The following is an 18003-nucleotide window of genomic DNA, read 5'->3' on the forward strand; positions in this document are numbered from 1 at the left end:
GGCCGACCCGTATCCGCTCGCCGGCTCGCTCGACCGGATCGCCGCCGCCGACCATGTCGCGGTCGTCGGCAGCGGCCTGACCGCCGTCGACGTCGTCGTGGCGCTGGCCGCGCGCCGATATCCGGGACGGATCACGCTGTTGTCCCGCAGCGGGCTGCTCCCGTACGTCTGGCAGCGCCCGGACGGTCGGCGCCCGACCCACGTGACCGTCGAGCGGGTGGCCGCGCTGCACGCCGCGCGGGGGCGTCTCGCGTTGGCCGATCTGGTCGACCTGCTGCGTACCGAACTGGCGGACGCGGGCGAGGACTTCGACGATCTCGCGGCCCGACTGCGCGGCCCGGGCGCGGACGACCCGGTCCGGCACCTGCGCGCGCAGCTCGCCGAGGTCGACGATCCCCGGATCGGCCGCCGCGTGCTGCAGGAGACGGCGCACACCGTCGGCCCCTACGCCTGGCGGCTGTTGCCCGAAGCCGACCGGGACCGGCTGCGTCGCCGGCTCCGCACGGCCACCAGCGTCGCCTCACCGATGGTCCCGGTGAACGCCTCCGTCGTGCTGCGCCTCCTGGAGTCCGGTCAGCTCACGGTCGCCGCCGGCGTCGACGCGATCGAGCCGGTGAACGGCCGCTTCCGGGTGCACGCCGGCGGCGGCCGACACACCGCGCAGGCCGTCGTCAACGCGGTCAACTCGCCCGCGCAGGCGCTCCCGGGCGCGGCCCGGGACCTGGTGCGATCGCTGACGGACGCCGGCCTGGCCACGCTGCACCCGGCCGGCGGGGTGGTCCCCACCGACCCGCGCGTGCACGTGGTCGGCGACCTGACCGGTGGCGGCTCGTTCCTCACGTCGAGCATCGCCGGCGTCACCGCGCAGGCGTCCCGTACGGCCGCGGCCCTGCGCACCCCCTGACCGTCGGCTCCGCGCGGGCCTCCCGCTCGACACTGCGGGCACGATCGGGGCGCGGACGCCGCGGGAACGCCCGAGCGTCCCGCCCGCCCGAGGCCGGGCCCGACGCCGCGGCTACTGCGCCGGAACGCCCGCGAGGGCGGTCCGGGCGCGGTTGAGGTAGTCGCGGAACGCGCCGCGCTCGGCGCGCGAGAAGCCGTCGAGCATGCGCTCCTCCAGCGCGTCGACCTCGTCCCGGGTCCGCGCGAGCAGTGCCTGCCCCGCCGGGGTGAGCGCGATGAGCAGCCGGCGTCGGTGTGCGGGGTCGTGCCGGCGGGCGATCAGGGCGCGCCGCTCCAGGGCGGTGACCAGGTCCCGCATCGCCTGCGGGGTCACGAACGAGTTGCGCGCGAGTTCGGCGCTGGTCAGCCCGTCGCGGCGGTCGAGCACGGTGAGCGCGGTGTACTGGAGGGCGGTGATGCCCGCCGGGCGCAGCAGTTCGTCCAGGTGTGCGCGCACCGCGAGTTCGACCTGCTTGACCGCGTACAGGAGCAACGGAGCGGCCGCGCCCGGTGTGTCGTTCCCCGTGGCTCGCGCCGCCATCCGCCCACTCCCCATCCGGTGCCCCGCCAGTGATCCGCCTGTGCGCCCAGAGTCTCGCATGCCGGGACTCGCGTCCCGGACGAGTGACCATTGCACGGAATCTTGATATAAGGATTCCTGTCATTGCCTCGACGCAGAGGACCCATCACCATGAACACCGCAGCTCAGGGCAGCCACGCGAACTTCGGGCTCGGTACCTGGCCGGCCCGCCGCGCCCGGATATCCCCCGAGCGCACCGCGATCGTCGAAGCCGGCCGCGCCCTCACGTACGCCGCCCTCGCCAAGCGCACCGCACGTCTGGCCGGCCACTTGGCCGAGCGCGGCGTGCGCCCCGGGGACCGGGTGGCCTACCTCGGTGTCAACGCCGCGAGCACGTTCGAGACGTTCTTCGCGACGTGGCTGCTCGGCGCCATCGTCGTACCGCTCAACTTCCGGCTCTCCGGCCCGGAGATCCGGTACATGCTGGCCGACGCCGGCGCGACCGTCCTGGTGCACAGCCCGGACACCGACGCGCTCCTGGCCGCGGCGGCACCGCTGCCGGACACGCTGCGCACCCGCGTCCCGGTCGGCCCGGCCGACCCGGGGCCCGCCGACTCGCCCGACCTCGCCGCGGCGATCGCGGCCGGACCCGCGCTCGACGTACCGCCGGCCGTCTCCCTCGACGACCCGGCCGTACTGCTGTACACCTCCGGCACGACCGGCCGACCCAAGGCCGCCGTGCTCAGCCACGCCAACCTGACCTGGAACACGATCAACCAGCTCGCACACATCGACTTCGGGCACGACGAACGCTCGCTGTGCATCTCGCCGCTGTTCCACGCCACCGGGCTCGGCCAGGTCACCCTGCCGACGTTCTTCAAGGGCGGCAGCGTGGAACCGGTCGCCCGCTTCGACGCGGGAGCCGTCCTCGACCGCATCGAGCACGCCGCGATCACCAGCTTCTCCGCGGTACCCACGATGCTGGCCATGATGTGCGAACACCCACGCTGGGCACAGGTCGACCTCGGCTCGCTGACCAGCGTGGTCTACGGCGGCTCGCCCGTGCAGGAGCGCGTCGCCCGGGCCTGGCTGGACCGCGGCGTGCGCCTTAGGCAGGGCTACGGGATGACCGAGGCATCGCCGGGCGTCTACTTGGCGCCCGCGTCGGGTGCCGCGGCGCGACCCGTCGCGGTCGGCGTACCGCACTTCTTCACCGATGTCGCGATGCTGCGCGACGGTCGGCCCGGCCCCCTCGACGCCACGCCCGGCGAACTGCTCGTGCGCGGGCCGCACGTGTTCTCCGGCTACTGGAACCGGCCCGCCGACTCCGCCGATTCGTTCGTGGACGGCTGGTTCCGCACCGGCGATTTGCTCAGCGTGGGCGCCGACGGCTGGGCGTCGGTCACCGACCGGGTCAAGGACCTGATCATCTCCGGTGGCGAGAACGTGTACCCGGCCGAGGTCGAGGCCGTGCTGCTTCGGCTCGACACGATCGCCCACGTCGCCGTGGTCGCCGTCCCCGACGCCCGCTGGGGCGAGGTCGGCGCCGCCTACATCCAACCGCGCGAGGGCTGCACCCTCGACGAATCCGGCGTGCGCTCCCACCTGGAGGCGCACCTGGCCCGCTTCAAGATCCCCAAGTACGTCGTCTTCGTGACCGCGCTCCCGGCCAACGCCACCGGCAAGATCCGCCGCGTCGAGCTGCGCGCCCGGGCCGCCGCGGAATTCGCCGACGTGGAAGGAACCTCCGGATGACCCGCCCCGCCACCCACCCGGCCCCGGCCCCGGCCCCCCAGGGGCCCGCGACCGCGACCGCCGACCCGTCCGCGCAGGCACCGGCCCCCGCGCTGCCGCCGTCCCTGCACATCGAGCGGCACGGCCCCGTCGCGGTGTTGCGCCTGTCCCGGCCGGCCAAGCGCAACGCCCTCGACGACGCGACCGTGCTCGGCCTCGAAGCGTTCTTCACGGCACCCCCGGCCGATGTGCGGGCCGTCGTCCTGGACGCCGAGGGCGAGCACTTCTGCGCCGGACTGGACCTGTCCGAACTCACCGAGCGCGACACCTTCGCCGGGCTGCGGCACTCCCGGATGTGGCACCGCGCCTTCGAACGCATCGAACGCGGCGATGTACCCGTGATCGCCGTACTCAAGGGCGCGGTCGTCGGCGGCGGCCTCGAACTCGCCTGCGCGGCGCACATCCGCGTCGCCGAACCGAGCACCTTCTACGCGCTGCCCGAGGGCCAACGCGGCCTGTTCGTCGGCGGCGGCGCGTCCGTCCGGGTGCCGCGCCTGATCGGCGTGCACCGGATGACCGACATGATGCTCACCGGCCGCGTCGTCGACGCCACCGACGGCCAGGCACTGGGCCTGTCGCAATACCTGACCGACGCCGGAGCCGGGCTCGACCACGCGCTCGAACTCGCCCTGCGGATCGCCGGCAACGCGCCGATCACCAACTTCGCCGTGCTCCAGGCCCTGCCGCGCATCGCCGAGGCCGGCCCCGACGAGGGCTACCTGCTCGAATCGCTGATGGCGGCCGTCGCCTCCGGCAGCGACGAGGCCAAGACCCGGATGCGCGCGTTCCTCGACGGCCGCGCCGGAAAGGTCGGCCGCTCGTGACCACCCCCGAAACCCCGCGCGCCACGCCCGCCTCGGCCGCCGCACCCGCTCCGGCCGACGAGCCCGAACTGCTGCGCGCCCCGGCCGCCGACGTCCTGGACAGCACCGAACTGGGCCGCTTCGTCCGGTACGTGCAGGCCGCCCGGGGCGAGTCGTTCGCCGACTACGACGAGTTGCACCGGTGGTCGGTCACCCGGCCGGCGGAATTCTGGACGAGCGTCCGGGACTTCTTCCGGGTGCGGTTCGCCACGCCCGAGCAGGCCGCACTCCCGGACCAGGGCATGCCCGGCACCCGCTGGTTCCCCGGCGCCACCCTCAACTACGCCCGGCACGCCCTGGACGGCGCCGGCGCGGCCGACTCCGCACCGGCGCTCGTCGCGTACTCGCAGACCCGCGACCGCGTCGAACTCACCTGGGGCGAGCTGCGCGACCGGGTGGGCCGCGCCCGCGCCGGACTGCGCCGGCTCGGCGTCGGCCGGGGCGACCGGGTCGTGGCCTACCTGCCCAACCTGCCCGAGACCGTCGTCGCGTTCCTGGCCACCGCGAGCCTGGGTGCGGTGTGGGCGAGCTGCGCACCGGAGTTCGGGGCACGCAGCGTCGTCGACCGGTTCGCCCAGATCGAACCCGCGGTGCTGCTCGCGGTGCCCGGCTACCGCTACGGCGACAAGGACGTCGACCGCGGCGCGACCGTCGCGGAGATCCGCGCCGCGCTGCCGACCCTGCGCGCGGTGGTCTGCGTCCCCTACGGCGACGGCGCACTGCCCGACACCGTCGGGTGGGACGACCTGCTCGCCGAGCCCGGCCGGCCGGACACCGACCCGGTGCCGTTCGACCATCCGCTCTACGTGCTCTTCTCGTCCGGCACCACCGGCCGCCCCAAGGCGATCGTGCACGGCCACGGCGGCATTCTGCTCGAACACCTCAAGAACCACGCGCTGAGCTGGGACCTGGCCCCGGGCGACCGGATGATGTGGTTCACCACCACCGCGTGGATGATGTGGAACGCACTGGTGTCCGGCCTGCTCGTCGGCGCCTGTCCGGTGTTGTTGGACGGGAACCCGCTGTACCCCGACCCGGACACGCAATGGCGCATCGCCGCCGAGACCAAGGCGACGCTGATGGGCGCGAGTCCCGGCTACCTGATGGCCTGCCGCCGCGCCGGCCTGAACCCCGGACGCGATCACGACCTGGCCGCACTGCGCCAGATCGGCGCCGCCGGCAGCCCGCTGCCGGCGGAGGGCTACCAGTGGGTGCACGAGCAGTTCGGCGACCGGGTGTTGCTCAACGTCGGCAGCGGCGGTACGGACGTGTGCGGCGGCATCGTGCAGGGCGGCCCGTGGCAGCCGGTGCGGGCCGGCGAGATCTCCGGCCCGGCGCTCGGGGTGGCGGCGAAGGCGTTCGACGACGACGGTCGCGAGGTCGTCGGCGAACTCGGCGAACTGGTCATCACCGTCCCGATGCCGTCGATGCCGGTCGGCTTCTGGGGCGACACCGACGGTTCGCGCTACCGCGCGACGTACTTCGACACCTATCCGGGCGTGTGGCGACACGGGGACTGGGTGCGCTTCGCCGAGACCGGGAGCTGCGTGATCGCCGGACGCTCGGACGCCACGCTCAATCGCGGCGGCGTGCGACTGGGCACCGCCGAGTTCTACCGCGTGGTCGAGGAGCTCCCGGAGGTCGCGGACAGCCTCGTCGTGCACCTGGAGGACCCGGCCGGCGGCAACGGCGAACTCCTGTTGTTCGTGGTGCCGGCGGCCGAGAACGCACTCACCGCGAAGCTGCGCGACCGCATCGTCCGCGAACTGCGCGGTGCCCTCTCGCCGCGACACGTGCCGGACGCCGTCGTCGCGGTCGCCACCGTGCCGCGCAACCGCACCGGCAAGAAGCTCGAACTGCCGGTCAAACGCCTCCTGCTCGGTGCGGACCTCGCCGACGTCATCGGCCCGGACACCCTCGCCGACCCGACCGCGCTCGACGACTTCCTCACCCTCGCGACGGAACGGAGCAAGCGATGAACACGAGCAGCGGCACGGGCGCGCGCGTGGGCATGGGCGCGGGTGTCGGCGCCGACGCAGGTACGCATGCGGGCGCCGGCGTGGGGGCGGGCGCGGGTGTGCGCACGGGCCCCGCCGGCGTGCGAGGTTCGGCGGAGGCAGCCGGGATCGCCCGGGTCGCGATCGTGGGCACCGGCGTGATCGGGGCGAGTTGGGCCGCACACTTCCTGGCTCGCGGGCTCGACGTGGTCGCCACCGACCCGGCCCCGGGCGCGGAGGAGCGGCTGCGCGCCGACGTCGCCGCACTCCAGCCGACCCTGGCCGGCGGCTCGGCCGGCGGCGCCCGGCCCGCTCGGCTGACCTTCACGGCCGACGCGGCGGAGGCCGCCGCCGAGGCGGACTTCATCCAGGAGAACGGCCCCGAACGCGAGGACGTCAAGCGGGCGCTGTTCGCCCGCCTGGACGCGGCGGCCCGTCCCGGCGTCGTGCTGGCCGGCAGTTCGTCCGGCCTGGCGACCGCGGTGATCGCCAGGGACTGCGTCGCGCACCCCGAACGGGTGCTCATCGGCCACCCGTTCAACCCCCCGCACCTGATCCCGCTCGTCGAGGTCGTGCCCGGGGAGAACACCGGCGAGGACGCCGTCCGTACCGCGCTCGCGTTCTACACCTCGGTCGGCAAGAAGCCGATCCGGCTGCGCCGCGAGTTGCCCGGCCACCTGGCCAACCGGCTCCAGGCGGCGCTGTGGCGGGAGGCGTACTCGCTGGTCGATCGGGGTGCGGCGACGGTGGCCGACATCGACACCGCGATCGCCTACGGGCCGGGCCTGCGCTGGGCGATCCTGGGGCCGTTCGCCAACCAGCATCTGTCCGGCGGCCCAGGCGGCATCGCGCACGTGCTGGCCCATCTCGGGCCGCCGACCGAGGCGTGGTGGCGCGATCTCGGGGACCCCTCGCTGACCCCCGAACTCACCGCGAAGCTCGTGGCCGGCGTGGCCGAGGCGCTCGCCGGCGTCGACGACACCGCGCTCGCCGCCCGCCGCGACGCACTGCTGAGCCTGCTGCTCGCCGCGAAGGCCGACGCCGACCTGCCCTGACCGACGCCCGCCCGCAGGCCCGCAGGCCCGCAGGCCGCACCATCCCTCGCCCCAGCTGGCCCGCCCGGAGAACCCACCATGGACCTCAGCACCATCGACGCCGTCGACACGCACGTGCACGTCGAACAGGACGGCCACGGCTGCTTCGCCCTGGACCGCGAACTGCTGGACGCCTCCGCCGCCTACTTCAAGGCCGACCGGGACCGCACCCCGACCCTGGAGCGCATCGCCGCGCACTACCGCGCCCGGCGCACCGCCGCCGTCGTCTTCACCGTCGACGCGGGCGCCGCGACCGGCCACCCGGCGCTGTCCAGCGAGGAGATCGCCGACGCCGCCGCCGCGCACGCGGACATCCTCGTCCCGTTCGGCTCGGTCGACCCGCACGGCGGCCGGGCCGCGGTCGCCCGCGCCCGCCGCCTGATCACGCAACACGGCGTCCGCGGTTTCAAGTTCCACCCCAGCCTCCAGGGCTTCGACCCGAACGACATCCGCTTCTACCCGCTCTACGAGGCACTCGCCGAAGCCGGTGTGCCCGCGCTCTTCCACACCGGGCAGACCGGCATCGGCGCGGGTCTGCCGGGCGGACGCGGGATCAAGCTGCGGCACTCGAACCCGATGCTGATCGACGACGTCGCGGCGGACTTCCCCGAGCTGACGATCATCCTCGCCCATCCGTCGGTGCCGTGGCAGGACGAGGCGATCTCGATCGCGACGCACAAGGCCAACGTCTACATCGACCTGTCCGGCTGGTCGCCGAAGTACTTCCCGCCGCAACTGGTGCGCGCCGCGAACTCGATGTTGCGCCACAAGGTGTTGTTCGGCTCCGACTATCCGGTCATCACACCGGAACGGTGGCTTGCCGACTTCGCCAAGCTGGACATCAGGGACGAGGTACGCCCGCTGATCCTCAAGGAGAACGCGGTCCGCGTCCTCGGCCTGGCCGGCGCCGAGCCGACGGACGACCGTCGCGCCTGAGCACGTTCGCCGACCCGCCGAACCGACCCCGCACGCGCCGCGCGTGCGGGGTCGCCCGCTGTTCGAAGATCCCGGTACGACGCGGACCGTCAGTCGGTACCGGATTCCATGGCCGCGTGATCCAGCGCGTCGGACGCCTCCGCGACGGCCACGGCGTCCTCGCTCTGCGCGGCGATGGCCGTCGCGCCTCCGGGGGTCAGCTCGCCGATCAGCCGGCTCCACGGGTTGAGCGCACCGTGGGCGGCGTACTGCTCCAGCTTGTTGCGGGAATCGGCGATGTCCAGGTTGCGCATGGTGAGTTGGCCGATCCGGTCGTCCGGGACGAACGTCTGGTCGAGGCTGCGCTCCATGGACAACTTCTCGGGGTGGTAGCTGAGGTTCGGACCCTGTGTGTCGAGCACCGAGTAGTCCTGGCCGCGCCGAAGCCGCACGGTGACACTGCCGGTGATCGGGTAGCCGATCCAGCGCTGGATGCCGTCGCGGAGCATCATCGCCTGCGGGTCGAACCAGCGGCCCTCGTACAGCAGTCGTCCGAGCCGGCGCCCCTCGACGTGGTACATCGAGATGGTGTCCTCGTTGTGGATGGCGTTGAGCAGCCGCTCGTAGCACACGTGCAGCAGCGCCATGCCGGGAGCCTCGTAGACGCCACGGCTCTTGGCCTCGATGATGCGGTTCTCGATCTGGTCCGACATGCCGAGCCCGTGCCGGCCGCCGATCTCGTTGGCCGCGAGCACCAGCTCCGCCGCGTCGGCGAAGGTGCGCCCGTTGATCCGCACCGGCCGGCCGTGCTCGAACTCCACGGTGACGTCCTCGGTCGGGATCTCCACCTCGGGGTCCCAGTAGGCGACGCCCATGATCGGGTTCACCATCTCCAGCGAGGTGTCCAGATACTCGAGCCGCTTGGCCTCGTGCGTGGCGCCCCAGATGTTCGCGTCGGTGGAGTACGCCTTCTCGGCGGAATCGCGATAGGGCAGGTTGCGCTCGGCGAGCCAGGTGGACATCTCCTGGCGACCACCCAGCTCGGCCACGAACTCCCCGTCGAGCCAGGGCTTGTAGATCCGCAACTCGGGGTTGGCGAGCAGGCCGTAGCGGTAGAACCGCTCGATGTCGTTGCCCTTGTAGGTGGACCCGTCACCCCAGATCGACACGTCGTCCTCGTGCATCGCGCGCACCAGCAGCGTGCCGACCACGGCCCGGCCGAGCGGGGTGGTGTTGAAGTAGGTCTGCGCACCCGAGCGGATGTGGAAGGCGCCACAGGTCAGTGCGGCCAGGCCCTCCTCGACCAGCGCGGCCCGGCAGTCCACGAGCCGCGCCTGCTCGGCGCCATAGGCTCGACCACGCTGCGGCACGTCGCCCAGATCCGGCTCGTCGTACTGACCGATGTCGGCCGTGTAGGCGAACGGAACGGCGCCGCGCTCACGCATCCACGCCACCGCGACCGAGGTGTCCAACCCGCCGGAGAAGGCGATACCGATCCGTTCCCCGACCGGCAACTTGCTCAAGACCTTCGACATCTGTACACCCCAAGCGGCCCGATCGCACGTGGCCCCGAATCGAAACAAGTAGCTCGGGAACACCCGAGACCGACAGCATGGCATACATTTGCACCCGAAGGCAAAACTATGCATCCCGCCCGTCCCGCACCGCCGCGGACCGGGTGATCAAGCCGGACCGCCGCCGGAGCGGACGGCCCGAATACGCCCGAATCGACCCCCGCATCGCCCCGGGAGTCAGGCGGGGCTGTGACGGTGGGACCCGGGGCTCGGGCACCGCGGGGTCAATGCGGCAGGAGGCCGCGGGTGAGGGCGAAGGCGTAGGCGGCGAGGGTGTAGGCGTCGGTGATCTCGCCGTCGAGGATCATGGCTCGGAGTTCGTCGGGGGTCACGACGCGGATCCGGTCGATGCCCTCCTCCGTGCCGTCGCCCGAGGGGTCGGCCAGTAACGCGGCGGCGGCGATGCGGGCCAGGTGGATGACGTCCCGGCCGCCGGACATGCCGCTGTCGGTGTTGATCGCGCCCAGCCACGACAGTTCCACGGCCGGACAGCCCAGTTCCTCCCGGACCTCCCGCGCGGCGGTGGCCTCGCCGGACGCGTCGTCGGGATCGCCGAAGCCCCGTGGGATCTCCCAGTGCCAGCTCCGGTCGGCATGGCGGAAGTGGTTGATCAGCACGATCCGGCCGTCGTCGAGGACCGGGAGCACGGCCGCCCCCGGCCCGGCACTGCCGCCCACGAGGCGGATGTACGTCCCCACCCGACCGGACCGAAAGCGCACCGCGTCGCGGACCACCATGAGGTAGGGGTCCCGGTAGACGACTCCGACGTCTCCGCACGAGGCGGGGAACCCGGCCGCGACCGAGCGTTGCGCGACCTCGTCGGCGACGGCGTCCTGGGTGGGGCGGTCCAGGATGATCTCGAAGGCGGCCCCGGGTGGGTTGGCGAAGAGTTCGGGGCGTTCCGCACCCAGTTCCTCGTACGCCGCGAGTGCGGCCTCCCGACGAATGCGAATGTCGTCCAAGACGGTCCCCTGGGTCTCGCGGCGAGTCGGACGGAGTGTCCGTCCCGAGTCTCGTCACAGATACAGGGCCAGGGGAAGGTCCCGCACTCGGTCGGCGAACGTTTCGTACGGATGGCGCATGAGTTCGCGATAGTGCTCGTGCAGCGTGTCGACGACGTCGAAGACCCCGCCCCCGGTGTCGAGCGCCTCCCGGGACGCACGCAGCAGCCGACCCACCGTGGCGACCATGGCACTGTCCCTGACGTCCCACAGCGGGACGGCGACCGCGCCGGCACCCGACGCGATGAACGACCGCACGAACCCCAGGACGTCCCCGCCCTGACTCTGCATACCTCGACCCGCCACACACGCGGCCAGCACGGTGAGCTTGTTCCGTGGCAGACGCAGGCGCAGGGCCACGTCGAACTGGGTGAGGTAATGGGCACCGAACTTCAGACCCGGACCCAGCTCCTGGGCCTCGGGGTCGTACACGCCGTGCCCGACGAAGAGGAAGAACTCCGGTTCGCAGTCGACCAGGGCGCGGACCCCCGACCAGTCGCCCCGGTGCCGGGTGACCGCGTCGACAATCGTCTCGGGCGGTTCGCCGGCGACGACGAAGTGCTCCTTGGGCCACTTCAGATTGATCAACTCGCCCCCGCCGGCACTGGGATCGACACCCATCAGAACGGCCAGATCATCGGTGTCGGTCACCGCCTGGGTCTTGAGCAGGTGCCGACCTCGCCCTACGTAGGTGGTCACGCTCGCGGACAGCGACATCGGCAACATGGCCCCGAGCGGAACCGCCCCGGGCTCGTCCGGCAGGGCGACCTGGAGCGGGATCGCGAAGATCTCGTCGGTCGGGACGAGCACGAGATGTCCGGGCAGGCCGTCCGAGGTGACGAGATCCCAGATCGGCGCGATCAACAACCGCCAGATCTCCTTGGCATCGGCTTCGGTGGGCACGAGTTCCCGGTTCGACGCGATGGCCTCGGACAACCCGCGCACTTCGAGATAGGAGAGCCCGCGCCTGTACGTCAGGGTCGTACCTCGGCTCACGAAGGCTCCCAACCCGGTTGGAATACCCTCGCCCTCGCTCTCGTCCCATCCCTCGACGAAGTAGCGAACCACGCAGGTGCCGGGATGGTTGACCGCGAACGACGTCAGCCGATGAGCGATGTCCGGATCGTGCGGAGCCAGTTGCAGCGGGTGCCGAGAAAACCTCTCCTCGAACTCGGCGGACCTGGCACGCACGGCCTGTCGGAACGATCCCGCCGGCGCTGCCCGAACCAGTCCCGCCCGTGTCCCCCGCGCCGGGGCCGGTGCCGGATCGGGTTCGTCCGGCTGCGACGACCCGATCTCGTGCCCGTGCTCCGGATGTTCGAGGAGAGGCAACTCGGTGTTGGCCATCAGATCGAGGAGTTCACGGGCCGAGCACTCCTCCACCAGTGCGAACGCCTTCTCGTATCCGGCCGGTTCCAGATCCAGTTCATACCGGATCCGCTCCAGGTAGACCGGGCGCGCCGTCTTCGCATAGGTGCGTTTGTAGACCGGGAGCGTGACCACCCGTCGCATCGAGCGAGCCATCTCCAGCGACCGGGTGCGCAGATCGTGCTCCAACCGTGCCCGGAACTCGGCCGACGCGTCCGGCAGGAGAGCCTTGATGGTGCGGCCGTAGGCCCGGACGGTGTACGCGTAGTAGTCGGCGTCCACACCGCTGATCAACGCTTCGCCGAACCCGTCTCCTCGGATGGCATCCAGAAGCTGTTCCAGCCTCCGCAACCCCTCGAGATCGTATCGACCTGCCGCGATGTTCTGTTCGGCGATCAACCTGCCCCGCTGCCAAGGCAGTTCGGCCAGCTCGGCGAAGTACCGGAGGGCATCCGGCTTCTCGATGAACGCGCGGTTGAGGGTCGACTGGGCGATCCGGTAGTGGTCCCCCAACGCCCTCGAAATGGCGATCGATTCGATCGTGTGCTCCAGGGACCGCGACGGATCGTCCGACTCACGGAGCACGGTCGCGAGATTGTGCAACACGTTCGAGTATCCGCGCAGGAACTCGCGCTCCCGGACGTCGGTGGCCCGGCCGGGGTGGGCGGCCTCGATCCCGTGCTCGTTCGCGACGCGGCCCACGTCCCGGTGCAGATCCGTCAGCTTGTCCAGGAGCGTCTGGCGATCGCCGACTGCGACCTCCTTGTGCAAGGTCTTCCTGAGTTCGAACTCCCCGCGTGCGCGATTGCTGCTCAGATCGGGCAGGCACCACCACAGGTGGGCCGCCTTCGCGAGCTTCTCGGCGGTCTTGAACGACTCGACGGCGAGTCCGTGCGACCCCAGGCGGTAGTGGATACGGCCCGCGCCGTCGTGCCAGCGGGCGGCGGCGTAGGCCGCGAAGGTGTCCTCATCGGTCGGGCTCCCCGCGCACGCCTCGGTCAGCCACGCCGCCCACGCCGCCGACTCGGTGATCAGTCGCCGACCGAGCAGCAGGTCGTATTCGACGTCGGCCTGCACGATCCGACACCAGTACGCCCCGACCCGGATCGCGGTTTTCGCCAGGTCCGATGCCGCCCCCGGCGGGTCGAAGGCACCGACCATCTGCAACAGGCCGATGGGGAATGCATGATCGAGAGGAATATCGTATTCCGTATCGAAGCGAAGTATGAGCAACCGAGGATCGACATTGGTCAGTTCGCGCCGGATATAGCTGTCCACGGCACGTATCTCGTCATCCATCGTGCACCTCCCGACGTGAACTTCAGGCTACCGGTTCGGCACCCGACGGGAAGCGATACGGGTGGATCGACGCGTTTTCCCTTTCTCGCGGAGTCTCGCCCACGGAGCCGCGCCGCGCGGATACCATCCACCCCAGGGGGTGACGCCTCATGGCGAAAGCTGCCGTCATCATCGGTGTGGGCAAATACCGGGAACTCACGCATCTGGAAGGTGCCCTCAACAGCGCGCGCGAGATGGTCCAATGGTTCGAAGGCGAAGGCTACGAGGTCCATCGATTCATCGATCAACCTCTGCCCGATGCACCGGTCGAATCCATCAGGGCCGAGGCTCTCCGGGAGTGCATACAGAGCCTGACGATGCGTGGGGACGTCGAACAGCTCGTGATCTACTTCGCGGGACACGGCGTGGTCATGAATCCGCAGCGGGGATCCGATCTCTGGCTCCTGTCGAATTGCGTCGACAATCCCAACGAGGCCGTCGAGGTCGACTACTACCAGGGGTGGGCCCAGTACTGCGGCATCAGACACGTCGTGCTGATCTCCGATGCCTGTCGGGTGCTGCCGGACGCACGATTTCGGAACGGCCTCACCGGCTTCAACATCTTCCCGAACGCCACGGAAAGGCGAGGCGGACGGACTTTCGTCGATCGGTTCTACGCCGTCGAGCTGGGCAAGCCTGCGTACGAAATACCGGCGCGGGGTGACCTGCCGGCCTTCGGCATATTCTCCCGAGCCGTTCTGGACGCCCTGCACGGCAGACTCACCGATGCTCTCGAATTCGGCGAGAACGGCGAGGCGGACGATCTCTTCATCACCACGTACAGCATGTGGCGCGCCGTCGAGGAGCGAATGCAAAGCCTGTCCGACGAGCTGCACATAAATTCTCAAATACCCTGGTTCGAAATCACCTCGTTCCGCCCGCCCTGCCGACTCGCCCGCCGCCCCTCTCCGGCGGAGGTATCCATCACGGTCCGAGCCTCCCGCATACCCTCCGCACCGGGAGCATTCCTCGTCAGGGATGCCGGCGAGCGGGAAATCGCCCGTATCGATGCCGAAACACCCTCGCAGACCGTGCGATTGCCTCGGAAAGCCGAGTTCGGACTGTCTGCCGACGGCGCCTGGAAGCTGCGCGCGGAGGACGGGAAAAGAAGGCACGTCGCCAAACTCGACACCGAAATCCGGGTGGCCCCCCTGAGCGGGGTCCGCGGAGCGGATCCGCCACGGGACGTCGTCACCCGATTCGCGCCACCGTATCGCGAGAGGACCACCGCTCCCCACGACGGCGAGTTCGTCGTCGAGACCATGGACCTGCGGACCGGACGGTCCGTGGCCGAGTCGAGGTGGTTGGCCGCGGGCTCACGACCACCGCCGGTGGAGAAGCAGATGCCCGCGCAGCACTTGGGCGTCTGGGACATCGCCGGGATCATGGATCCGGCTCGCGACGGATTCCCCGATCGAACGGGCCTGTGCGTCAGGTTCCCCCTCGGACGACGACCCGCCGAGGTGGCGGCGTACCTGCCGGGCGGCACCCGACCCACCGGGATCGCGCGCCCCGGGCCGGCGCGGTGGGGAACCCCGGCGAGGCCCACGGCCGCGATCATTCGCACCGGTTCGGGTGGCGACGCCGTCTGGCTGTTGTCCGCGGTCTTCCCCGACTACGTGACGCTGCATCTCGCGAACGACCAGGGCAGTGACCTGGTGCTCCACCTGCCCCTCGGCAGCACCTCCGGCAAACCCTGGGTACGCGACGAGACCGAAATCCTCAAGGAATACGCGGTGGGCGTCGTCAACGGCTGGGAGCAGGTGGCCACCGACCCGGATTCGCCGGTGGCCGAATTCCTCAACGACGAGTCGATACCCCCGAATCCGACCCTGGCCCTCTCCGCCGCCTACGCACTGTCCCGCGCGGGCGAACGGGCCGCCCTCTCCCGCCTGATCGCGCGTTGCGCCGAACAGGGCTGGGTTCCGTACGACCTGGTCCTCCTCGCGGGCCACCCACGCCTCGCCGACACGGTGACGGTCACCCCCACGTACCCGCTGATGCGGGCGGGGTGGCTGACCCACGAAGCGCCGCGCGGTACGCCCGATCTGCGGCCTGCACTGCGCTGGGTCACCTGGAGTTCCCTCTCCTGCGACACCACCCGGCCCGACCCACCCGAACTCCTCTGGGGGAGCACGCCATGACCCGACTCGTATTCGTGCACGGACGGGCCCAACAGGGCAAGGATCCCGTCGAACTGCTGCGGCAGTGGGTGGACGCACTGACCGAGGGACTGGGTGCGACGAACGTGCCGCCCGCCGTGGTTGCGGCCACCATGCCCTACTACGGCGACGTCCTGGCGGACTGGGTGGGCCGCGAGTCGCCGAGGCTCGTGACGTACGGCGCCCCGGCGGATGCCGACGAAGCACCGGACGCAGCCCCTCGCGACCCGGAACTCTCCACGCTTGCCGCAGAGTTGATCCGGGATCTGGAGGTCGAACTCGGCCTCACCTACGACGATGTCACCGCCGAACTCCCCGACGGGGAGGCGGTGACCAGAGGCCCCGTCAACTGGGCCTGGGTGCAGGCGACGCTGGCCGCGCTGGACCGGCGAGTACCCGCCGCCGGTCGAGGGTTCCTGCGTTTCGTCGCCGATGTGGAGGCGTATCTCCGGGCACCCTACGTGGGTCCGGACATCCGGCAGATCGTCGCGGAACCCCTGACGCAGGCCGTGGCCGAGCGGGAACCGGTCGTCGTGGTCGCACACTCCCTCGGTTCCGTGCCGGCCTACGAGTTGTTGCGCGAGTTGGGCACGACGATCGAGGTCCCGCTGTTCGTCACGGTCGGCTCGGCCCTCGGTTTCGCGACCATCCAACGCCATCTACGACCGCCCGCGCTCGCCCGGCCGGCCGGGATCGCCCACTGGCTCAACGTGTACGACCCGCGGGATCCGGTGACCCTGCGCCCGCCGGGCCGAGCCGTCGGGTTCCCCGGGGTCGACCGGCACCTGCGGGTGGCGAATCCGCACCGGGATCCACACGGCATCGTCGGCTACCTGGGCCACCCGGAAGTCGCCCTGCTCATCGGCCGCCACCTCGGTCCTGCCGCGTAGCGGGACCGAGTGGACGCGGTCGTCAGGAAGCGGTGGTGGGCAACATCCGCACCGCACGGTCGAAGGCCGAGTCGCGGTGGTTGGCGAACTCGTCCTCGGTGAAAACCGGTTCCGGCACATTCGGCGGGATGCCGGTGCCGTCGAAGGTGCGGCCGTCCCGGGTCCGGAACACCTCGTTGGGCACGCCCGCCTGCCAATCGTTGGGCAGTCGGCGCTGCATGACGTCGGAGAAGACGCCCTGGGTGGCCGCACCGATGCGGATCGTCGAACCGGGCCGGCCCATCATCGCCTGGACGAAGGTCTCGCCCGCGCTGACCGTGGAACCGCCGGTCAGGATGGCAATCGGCCCGGTGTAGCGGGTGCTTGCCGGGTCGGGACGCACCTCGATCGGCTGGAGGCGGGTGAACCGACTCGCGTCGTGCGGGTCGTTGCGGGCCTGCTTCGCGTAGGCGAAATACGGGCGGTCACAGAGCCTGCCGGCCAGTTGCAGCCCGAGGTTGTCCATGCCGCCGTCGTTGACCCGTGCGTCGATGATCAACCCGCGCAGCCGGCCCAGCCGTTCCGGAGTGAGCACCGCGTCCAGGGCGCGGTCGAGTTCGGCGCTGTCGCCGAGGTGGCTGGGCGGGCGGTCGGGCAGATAGCCCATGAATCCGTTGATCCGCAGATAGCCCTGTCCGTCGGGCAGATCGGCGTAGGCGACCCGTCCGTTCGCGTACTCGATCAGGGGCCGCCCACCGAGGTCGCGTTCGACGATGTAGGCCCGGATCCGCCGGTCGAAATCGGCGGTGGGCACGGTGGTGCCGGGACGCGTGTCGCCGAAGTATCGGTCCGGGCCCGCCGTGAGATCCACGTGTGCGTCGTCGAGCGGATCGAGCATGTCCCGCATGATCGAGAAGAGTTCGTCCTCCGTGGTGTTCGGCCCCACCAGTGGCCGATACCGATCGCGCAGCGCGTGCCAGTCGATGCCCTTGGCCGCGAAGAACGGATAGTTCTCCTCGTACGACTGCCAGAAGGTGTCGAAGGCGGCCACGGGGCCGGACGGAGCCGGGCGCAGGCAGTTCCGTGGCAGGGCACCGATCCGGTTCAGCTTCCGGTATCCGGGCGCGTGGGTGAAACGCAGCTCGGCCCGGTTCGGCCGCGCGGCCGGTCGCACCCCGACGACCATGCCGTCCGTCGAGTCGTACAGCGTCTCTCCCCGATCGGCACCGGAGCGTCGGGCACTCGGCCCGGGCAGGCAACCGATCGAAGTGGTCTGGTACTGGCGCAGCGTGCCGTCTCGGATCGTCACGATCATGCCGTACCCGTCGGCGCGCCACACGCCGTCCGGCGTGGGCGACCGGGTCGCACCGGTGTCGGCGGACGCGCCGACGCCGGTGGTCAACACCAGTAACGAGGCCGCCACGATCGCCGAACAGGTGCTGCGAAGTCTGGTCATCTCGGTTCCCTTCCTCGGGCCGACACGGCATCCGGTGAACGCGACCACGATCGCTCCCGGGCCCGGCCCCGGGGCATCCGGACAGCACCCGAATCGGGGTGGGCCTATCC

At 71.0% G+C, this 18003-nt stretch carries 12 protein-coding genes and 1 pseudogene; 8 read left to right on the top strand and 5 right to left on the bottom strand.

The window, feature by feature from the left end; genetic code table 11:
• Positions 1-904: pseudogene (locus ACFXMF_RS39660) on the top strand (hypothetical protein); the annotation flags it as partial.
• A gap of 111 nt (positions 905-1015) precedes the next feature.
• On the opposite strand, the gene ACFXMF_RS39665 reads toward ACFXMF_RS39660, so the two are convergent.
• Entirely contained in the window at positions 1016-1483 is a 468-nt protein-coding gene (locus ACFXMF_RS39665) for a MarR family winged helix-turn-helix transcriptional regulator (protein WP_380021054.1), read from the bottom strand.
• A 150-nt stretch (positions 1484-1633) separates the two neighbouring features.
• Here ACFXMF_RS39665 and ACFXMF_RS39670 point away from each other — a divergent pair, with 150 nt between their 5' ends.
• The 5 genes from ACFXMF_RS39670 to couO all read left to right on the top strand — a co-directional run bounded on the left by ACFXMF_RS39670 (position 1634) and on the right by couO (position 8146).
• Entirely contained in the window at positions 1634-3217 is a 1584-nt protein-coding gene (locus ACFXMF_RS39670) for a long-chain fatty acid--CoA ligase (RefSeq protein WP_379991887.1), read from the top strand.
• Positions 3214-4080, top strand: coding sequence for a crotonase/enoyl-CoA hydratase family protein (locus ACFXMF_RS39675; RefSeq protein WP_360306768.1), 867 nt, complete (start codon positions 3214-3216; stop codon positions 4078-4080). Before ACFXMF_RS39670 ends, ACFXMF_RS39675 begins: the two co-directional genes overlap by 4 nt.
• Positions 4077-6098, top strand: coding sequence for an acetoacetate--CoA ligase (locus ACFXMF_RS39680; RefSeq protein ID WP_379991886.1), 2022 nt, complete (start codon positions 4077-4079; stop codon positions 6096-6098). Before ACFXMF_RS39675 ends, ACFXMF_RS39680 begins: the two co-directional genes overlap by 4 nt.
• Complete coding sequence (locus ACFXMF_RS39685; RefSeq protein ID WP_380021056.1) at positions 6095-7171, top strand: 3-hydroxyacyl-CoA dehydrogenase NAD-binding domain-containing protein; 1077 nt, start codon at positions 6095-6097, stop codon at positions 7169-7171. Before ACFXMF_RS39680 ends, ACFXMF_RS39685 begins: the two co-directional genes overlap by 4 nt.
• Before the next feature lie 78 nt (positions 7172-7249).
• Positions 7250-8146: a 4-hydroxyphenyl-beta-ketoacyl-CoA hydrolase gene (gene couO, locus ACFXMF_RS39690; protein WP_379991884.1), complete on the top strand. Its 897-nt coding sequence runs from the start codon at positions 7250-7252 to the stop codon at positions 8144-8146.
• Positions 8147-8235: 89 nt separating this feature from the next.
• Here couO and argG read toward each other — a convergent pair whose 3' ends face one another.
• From argG to ACFXMF_RS39705, 3 genes are all read right to left on the bottom strand, one after another.
• Positions 8236-9660, bottom strand: coding sequence for an argininosuccinate synthase (gene argG / locus ACFXMF_RS39695; RefSeq protein WP_360306756.1), 1425 nt, complete (start codon positions 9658-9660; stop codon positions 8236-8238).
• 263 nt (positions 9661-9923) lie between these two features.
• Positions 9924-10661, bottom strand: a complete 738-nt coding sequence (locus ACFXMF_RS39700) for an NUDIX hydrolase (protein WP_379991592.1) — start codon at positions 10659-10661, stop codon at positions 9924-9926.
• 54 nt (positions 10662-10715) lie between these two features.
• On the bottom strand, positions 10716-13367 hold the full coding sequence (locus tag ACFXMF_RS39705; RefSeq protein WP_379991591.1) for a CHAT domain-containing protein: 2652 nt from the start codon (positions 13365-13367) through the stop codon (positions 10716-10718).
• A gap of 149 nt (positions 13368-13516) precedes the next feature.
• Here ACFXMF_RS39705 and ACFXMF_RS39710 point away from each other — a divergent pair, with 149 nt between their 5' ends.
• A complete protein-coding gene (locus tag ACFXMF_RS39710; protein ID WP_379991590.1) occupies positions 13517-15550 on the top strand; it encodes a caspase domain-containing protein in 2034 nt (677 codons plus the stop codon).
• Positions 15547-16458, top strand: a complete 912-nt coding sequence (locus ACFXMF_RS39715) for a hypothetical protein (RefSeq protein WP_379991589.1) — start codon at positions 15547-15549, stop codon at positions 16456-16458. The genes ACFXMF_RS39710 and ACFXMF_RS39715 overlap by 4 nt, the downstream gene beginning before the upstream one ends.
• Before the next feature lie 22 nt (positions 16459-16480).
• Here the strand turns inward: ACFXMF_RS39715 and ACFXMF_RS39720 are convergent, their stop codons facing one another.
• A complete protein-coding gene (locus ACFXMF_RS39720; protein WP_379991588.1) occupies positions 16481-17893 on the bottom strand; it encodes a S41 family peptidase in 1413 nt (470 codons plus the stop codon).
• Between the last annotated feature and the right edge of the window lie 110 nt (positions 17894-18003).

The sequence above is a fragment of the Embleya sp. NPDC059213 genome, assembly GCF_042754445.1.
Classification (GTDB): domain Bacteria; phylum Actinomycetota; class Actinomycetes; order Streptomycetales; family Streptomycetaceae; genus Embleya.